This is a genomic window from Stenotrophomonas sp. S41, assembly GCF_016624625.1.
Classification (GTDB): domain Bacteria; phylum Pseudomonadota; class Gammaproteobacteria; order Xanthomonadales; family Xanthomonadaceae; genus Stenotrophomonas.
Map to the genome: position 1 here is coordinate 1 of NZ_JACVTV010000166.1, position 6,349 is coordinate 6,349.

The window sequence follows — 6,349 nt, forward strand, 5'->3', positions numbered from 1 at the left end:
GGCATCCATGCCGCTCACACCCCTGCCACCGGACCCACCCCGCCTTCGACAGTTGGTCGCGGCTGTTGGAACCTGCTGCTGGTGGGTGGGTGCCGACCGTTGGTCGGCACGGGGTCGGATCCGTTTTCCGTTGGAAAACGGCTCTGACCCCGTGGTGCGAACGGTGCTGGGTGGGTGTCAACCTTGGTCGACACGCTTTTGGTCTGCCCTTGGTAGGTGCCGACCGTTGGTCGACACGCTTTGGCTTTGCCTTTGGTAGGTGCCGACCGTTGGTCGGCACGCTTTCCCCCCCAGGGTCAGAAGGGGTTCAGTGGCGCGCGCTGAATGCGCGGCGGGGACGGGTAGACTGGGGGCCTTGTTCCCATGAACCCCGGTTGCCCGATGTCCGTCAGATTCCGCTGGTTGCCCCTGTTGTGCCTGGCCCTGGCGGGCTGCAGCCAGCTGGAGAACCCTGGCAACGTCACTGCCGCCGACAAGGCGACGCGGGCGCCGGCCAGCGATGGCGAGAACATGGTGTCGATCAATGCGGCCGATGCACCGCCGCCGCCGGTGGCGCCGCCGCGCAGCCGGGCGGATCGGCCGTGGCCGCAGGCGCAGCTGGAAAACGGCCAGGCCTGGGTCAGCTGCGGTACCGACTACGCCGCCGATGGCGGGGATGGCGTTGAACTGGAAGGCCTGCAGCGCGAACAGATCGAGCAGGCCATGCAGCCGTGCGCCGAGCGCGGGCTGCTGCGCGTGCGCTACCACGGCAAGATCAACCCCGGTTTCGCCGAGATGGTCTGGCGGCTGGCGGTGGTGGCCGATGCGTTGAAGATCCACAAGCGCATCCTCGATCTCGATTCCAGCGGCGGCCAGGTTGAATCGGCCATCGTGGCCGGCGACAGCATCGGTGAGTCGGGCTGGACCATCTGGGTACGCGAGGGTTCCATCTGCCACAGCGCCTGTGTGTTCGTGCTCGCGGCCGGCGACAACCGGCTGCTGTCGGGCAAGGTCGGCATCCATCGCATGATGCGCATCAGTTCCAAGGCCACCTCGCGCGCCGAGCTCAACCGCGAGCTGCACGAGGTCTACGACAACGTGAAGGATTACCTGCAGCGCAACGGCGTGGCGGTGGGCGTGGCCGACCTGATGATGACCGTGCCCAACCGCAGCCTGCGCCTGCTCACGCCCGACGAGCTGCGCCAGTACGGCCTGGACGGGACCAACGCGGTGCAGGATGACCTTGAACGGATCAAGCAGATGCGCGCCTGCGGCGATGATTTCGTGCAGCGCAAGGATGCCTTCCTGGTGGCCTTCGACCAGCAGTGCAAGCGCGAAGGCGCGGACATGGAATCGATCAACAGCTGCGGCCAGGCGCTGAAGCAGCGCTTCGGCTTCCCCGACGAGGTGTGCCCGGAAGAGAGCCCGCTGTCGGAAATCGATGTGGCGACCCTGCCGCCGGCCCCGCCGGAGAAGCAGCCGGTGGCCGAACAGCCGGCCGCCGAAGGGGCCGCGCCGGCCGCGCAGGGCGATGCCGCGGCCGTGGAAGCCAGCGCCCCCGCGCGCTGACGGCGTACTCACCGGGCTGAAGTAGACTGCGGTTCTTACCCTTGAACCGGCGGTGTCCATGAAGCGCGTGCGTTTGCCGAAGTTCCTGCTGTTGTCCCTGCTGCCGTTGACCGCGCTGGCGCAAGCCCCGGCACCGGCCACGCCCGCACCGTCCCCGTCACGCCCGGCGCCTGCGACCCCGGCGGCGGCCAGGCCGGCCACCGCTGCACCGGCTGCCCCGGCCCTGACCGCTGCGCAGCAGGCACAGGTGCAGAAGCAGGATGCGGACATGAGCGCTGCGGCACTGAAGGCCGCGCAGCTGGTGGACAGCAACCGTGCCGGTGAGCTGTGGGACGGTGCCTCGGCCGTGGCCCGCCGCGCGGTGCCCAAGGCGGCGTTCGTCAGCCAGCTGGCCGCCGATCGCACCCGCCTTGGCACCATGAACGGCCGCGGCCAGCCCACCATCACCCGGGTCAAGTACGCCGCCGGTGCCGCCGTGCCGGAAGGCCTGTACATCAATGTCAGCTTCCCGACCCGCTTCGCCAACAGCGCGCAGCCGGTGCGCGAACTGGTCTCGTTCCGTTTCGACGAGGACAAGACCTGGCGCCTGGCCGGCTACAGCCTGCGCGCGTCCGCACCCTGACGGAGAACCGCGATGGCCACTGAACTGACCCTGCTGGCCTGGGCGATGCTGCTCGGCTTTGTGTACATCTTCGCCGCGTCCGCCGTGGTCACCCGCGAGCGCGGCATGAAGTGGAACGCGTCGGCGCGTGATGCGCCCGACGTGCCACTGAGCCCGTTGGCAGGAAGGCTGAAGCGGGCGCAGGCCAATTTCTTCGAAACGTTCCCGTTCTTCGCTGCCGCCGCGATCGCGGTGGTGGTGGCTGGGCGCAGCAACGAGACCACGGTGCTGGCCGCGCAGGTCTATTTCTGGGCGCGGGTGGTCTACCTGCCGCTGTACGCGGCAGGCGTGCCCTACGTGCGCAGCCTGGTCTGGGTGGTCTCGATCGTGGCGATCTTCAAGCTGGTATTCGCACTGCTCTGACGCAGGCGCAGGCCTGATCCAGATCAAGGCCAGTCATGCGCCTGGCGCTATGCTGGGCGCGACTGGAATCAACGGCAGGAGGCGCGGATGCGCAGGATGGACGTGGTGGTGGTCGGTGCGGGCCCGGCGGGCCTGTGCTTTGCGCGTGCGCTGGCCGGCAGCGGCCTGCAGGTCGGCCTGGTCGAGGTGCAGCCGCGGCAGGCGCTGGCCCAGGCGGCCTTCGATGGCCGCGAGATTGCCCTGACCCATGCGTCTCGACAGAGCCTGGAACAGCTGGGCCTGTGGCGGCGCCTGCCCGACGCCGAAATTTCCGAACTGCGCGATGCGCGGGTGTTGAACGGCGGTTCGCCGTTCGCGTTGACCTTCGCCAGTGGCCAGCGCGATGGCCAACCGCTCGGTTGGCTGGTGCCCAACCACCTGATCCGCCGCGCGGCCTGGGAGGCGGTGCAGGGCCAGGCCGGGCTGGAGCTGTTTGACGGCCGCAAAGTGCTGGCCGTGCAGGCCGATGCCCAGGGCCACGTGGTCACGCTGGATGACGGCAGCGAACTGCATGCCCGCCTGCTGGTCGCCGCCGACAGCCGCTTCTCCGCCACCCGCCGCATGCTCGGCATCGGCGCGCAGATGCGTGACTTCGGCAAGTCGATGCTGGTCTGCCGCATGCAGGTCGAGCGCGACCACCATCATGCCGCGTGGGAATGGTTCGGCTATGGCCGCACGATGGCGCTGCTGCCGCTCAACGAAGGCCAGGCCTCGGCGGTGATCACCCTGCCGCCGCGGCAGATCGAGGAGTTGCTGGCAATGGACGAGGTGGACTTCGGCGAGGCCATCACCGCGTGCTTCGAGCATCGCCTGGGGCAGATGCAGCCGGTGGCCACGCCCAAGGCCTATCCGCTGGTGGGGGTGTACGCGCACCAGTTTGTCGGCGAGCGTTCGGCGCTGATCGGCGATGCCGCCGTGGGCATGCACCCGGTCACCGCGCATGGCTTCAACCTGGGTTTGGCCAGTGCGCAACGGCTGGCGCAGGGCATCCTGGCGCAGCAGCGGCGGGGCGCGGACATCGCCGCGGCCGACATGCTGGCGCGGTACCAGCGCGGCCATCGGCTGGCGTCGCGGCCGCTGTACGAGGCCACCAACGCCATTGCCAGCCTGTATACGGACGATCGCCAGCCGGCACGCCTGCTGCGCGCGGCCGGGCTGCGGGTGGCGCAGGGCGTGGCGCCGTTCCGGCAGCTGATCGCCGCGCACCTGACCCAGCGGGTGGCCTGAACCGGCTGGGCGTGCCTGGATCAGCCGGCGGCCAGCACCCGGATCTGGCTGTCGGCGAATTCAACCACCTGGCCTGCGCGGATCTTGCAGGCCTTGCGCAGCTCGACCTCGCCATCGACCAGCACCTGGCCCTCGCTGATGACCATCTTGGCCTCGCCGCCGCTGGTGACCAGGTCGGCCAGCTTGAGCAGCTGCTTGAGTTCGACGTACTCGCCGTCGAGGTCGAATTCGAGGATCTGCATGGTGGGGTATCCTTGGTAAGCGGGCGGGAAGGGCGCGTATTGTGCGCCAGCGCGACCCGGAAGGGGATGCGAATGGTTTCCTGTACGCATGGTTCAGGGAGAGTGCGGTATCATTCCGCTCTGAGTGAGTGAAATCTCCTCCGACCGAGCAGCGCCAGGGCACGCGATAAGAAGGGCGCCCAAAGCGCGGACCATCCCTTTTTTATCGCACTGCCATGCAGATGGCCGTGCCTTTGGAGTTCCCCATGTCCCAAGATTCCCAAGCGCCGCTGCAGTTCGCGCAGCTCGGCCTGTCCGAGCCCGTGATGCAGGCCGTCAGCGCCATCGGCTATGAAACCCCGTCGCCGATCCAGGCCGCCACCATCCCGGCGATGCTGGAAGGCCGCGACGTGCTGGGCCAGGCGCAGACCGGTACCGGCAAGACGGCGGCTTTCGCCCTGCCGGTACTGTCCAACATCGACCTGCAGCAGATCAAGCCCCAGGCCCTGATCCTGGCGCCGACCCGCGAGCTGGCCATCCAGGTCGCCGAGGCCTTCCAGTCCTATTCGTCGAAGATCCCCGGCTTCCGCGTGCTGCCGGTGTACGGCGGCCAGCCCTACGGCCAGCAGCTGTCGGCCCTGCGCCGCGGCGTGCACATCGTGGTCGGTACCCCCGGCCGCGTCATTGACCACCTGGACCGCAGCACCCTGGACCTGTCCGAGCTGAAGACCCTGGTGCTGGACGAAGCCGATGAAATGCTGCGCATGGGCTTCATCGACGACGTCGAAGCCGTGCTGAAGAAGCTGCCGGAGCAGCGCCAGGTGGCCCTGTTCTCGGCCACCATGCCGCCGCAGATCCGCCGCATCGCCCAGACCTACCTGCAGGATCCGGTCGAAGTCACCATCCAGGCCAAGACCACCACCTCGGCCAACATCCGCCAGCGTTACTGGTGGGTGAGCGGCATGCACAAGCTGGACGCGCTGACCCGCATCCTGGAAGTCGAGCCGTTCGACGCGATGATCATCTTCGCGCGCACCAAGGCCGGCACCGAGGAACTGGCCGGCAAGCTGCAGGCCCGTGGCCTGGCCGCTGCCGCCATCAACGGCGACATGCAGCAGGCCCAGCGTGAGCGCACCATCGCCATGCTGAAGGAAGGCAAGCTGGACATCCTGGTGGCTACCGACGTGGCCGCCCGTGGCCTGGACGTGGAGCGCATCAGCCACGTGCTGAACTACGACATCCCGTACGACACCGAAAGCTACGTGCACCGCATCGGCCGTACCGGCCGTGCCGGCCGCAGCGGCGAGGCGATCCTGTTCGCCACCCCGCGCGAGAAGGGCATGCTGCGCCAGATCGAGCGCGCCACCCGCCAGCCGATCGAAGAAATGCAGCTGCCGAGCGTGGAAGCGGTCAACGACACCCGCATCAACAAGTTCACCACGCGCATCAGCGAAACCCTCGGCGCCGGCGGCCTGGACTTCTACCGCCAGCTGCTGGAACGTTTCGAGACCGAGCAGAACGTGCCGGCCATCGAAGTGGCTGCTGCCCTGGCCAAGATGCTGCAGGGCGATACCCCGTTCCTGCTGCAGGCGCCGGTGCGTGCCCCGCGTGAAGAGCGTGCGCCGCGTGAGCGTTTCGACCGTGGCGACCGTCCGGAGCGTGGCGATCGCTTCGACCGCAACGAGCGTGGCCCGCGCTTCGAGCGTGGCCCGCGCCGTGAAGACGGCGAGGGTGGCTTCGAGCAGCGCCCGCGTCGTGACGTGCCGCCGCGCGGTGCGCCGGAGCAGGGCATGGAGACCTACCGCATCTCGGTCGGCCACCAGCACGGCGTGAAGCCGGCCAACATCGTCGGCGCCATCGCCAACGAAGCCGGCCTGGAAAGCCGTTTCATCGGCCGCATCGACATCCACGACGACTTCTCGCTGCTGGACCTGCCGGCGCAGATGCCGCAGGACGTGCTCTCGCACCTGCAGAAGGTGTGGGTGTCCGGCCAGCAGCTGCAGATGCGTGCGCTGGCCCCGGGTGAAGACACCAACCCGGCACCGCGTCCGTTCAAGCCGCGCTTCGACAAGCGTGGTCCGGGTGGTCCGGGCGGTCCGCGCCGTAGTGGTCCGGGCGGTCCGGGTGGCGACCGCGGCGGTGACCGCGACAGCCGTCCGCCGCGTCGTGACGGCTTCAAGCCGCGCGGCCCGCGCAGCTACTGATCCACCGCGACGTGCCTGGACAACGCCCCCCCCCCGGGGGGGGGGGGGGGGGTGGGGGGGGGGGGGGGGGGGGGGGGGGGGGGGGG

General features: G+C 69.0%; 6 protein-coding genes. 5 read left to right on the plus strand and 1 reads right to left on the minus strand.

What is annotated here, in order from left to right; all coding sequences use genetic code 11:
* The first annotated feature begins 381 nt into the window (after positions 1-381).
* From IAE56_RS20270 to ubiM, 4 genes are all read left to right on the plus strand, one after another.
* Positions 382-1,548, plus strand: a complete 1,167-nt coding sequence (locus IAE56_RS20270) for a hypothetical protein (RefSeq protein ID WP_200753754.1) — start codon at positions 382-384, stop codon at positions 1,546-1,548.
* 58 nt (positions 1,549-1,606) lie between these two features.
* A complete protein-coding gene (locus tag IAE56_RS20275) occupies positions 1,607-2,170 on the plus strand; it encodes a DUF4019 domain-containing protein (protein ID WP_200753755.1) in 564 nt (187 codons plus the stop codon).
* A 12-nt stretch (positions 2,171-2,182) separates the two neighbouring features.
* Positions 2,183-2,572: an MAPEG family protein gene (locus IAE56_RS20280; protein WP_200753756.1), complete on the plus strand. Its 390-nt coding sequence runs from the start codon at positions 2,183-2,185 to the stop codon at positions 2,570-2,572.
* Positions 2,573-2,659: 87 nt separating this feature from the next.
* Positions 2,660-3,838, plus strand: a complete 1,179-nt coding sequence (gene ubiM / locus IAE56_RS20285) for a 5-demethoxyubiquinol-8 5-hydroxylase UbiM (RefSeq protein WP_200753757.1) — start codon at positions 2,660-2,662, stop codon at positions 3,836-3,838.
* 20 nt (positions 3,839-3,858) lie between these two features.
* Here ubiM and IAE56_RS20290 read toward each other — a convergent pair whose 3' ends face one another.
* Positions 3,859-4,080 carry an RNA-binding S4 domain-containing protein gene (locus IAE56_RS20290; protein WP_108768272.1) on the minus strand — a complete coding sequence of 74 codons (222 nt, stop codon included), beginning with the start codon at positions 4,078-4,080 and terminating at the stop codon, positions 3,859-3,861.
* Between the two features lie 245 nt (positions 4,081-4,325).
* On the opposite strand from IAE56_RS20290, the gene IAE56_RS20295 reads away from it, so the two are divergent.
* Positions 4,326-6,263: a DEAD/DEAH box helicase gene (locus tag IAE56_RS20295; protein WP_200753758.1), complete on the plus strand. Its 1,938-nt coding sequence runs from the start codon at positions 4,326-4,328 to the stop codon at positions 6,261-6,263.
* Positions 6,264-6,349 lie beyond the last annotated feature (86 nt).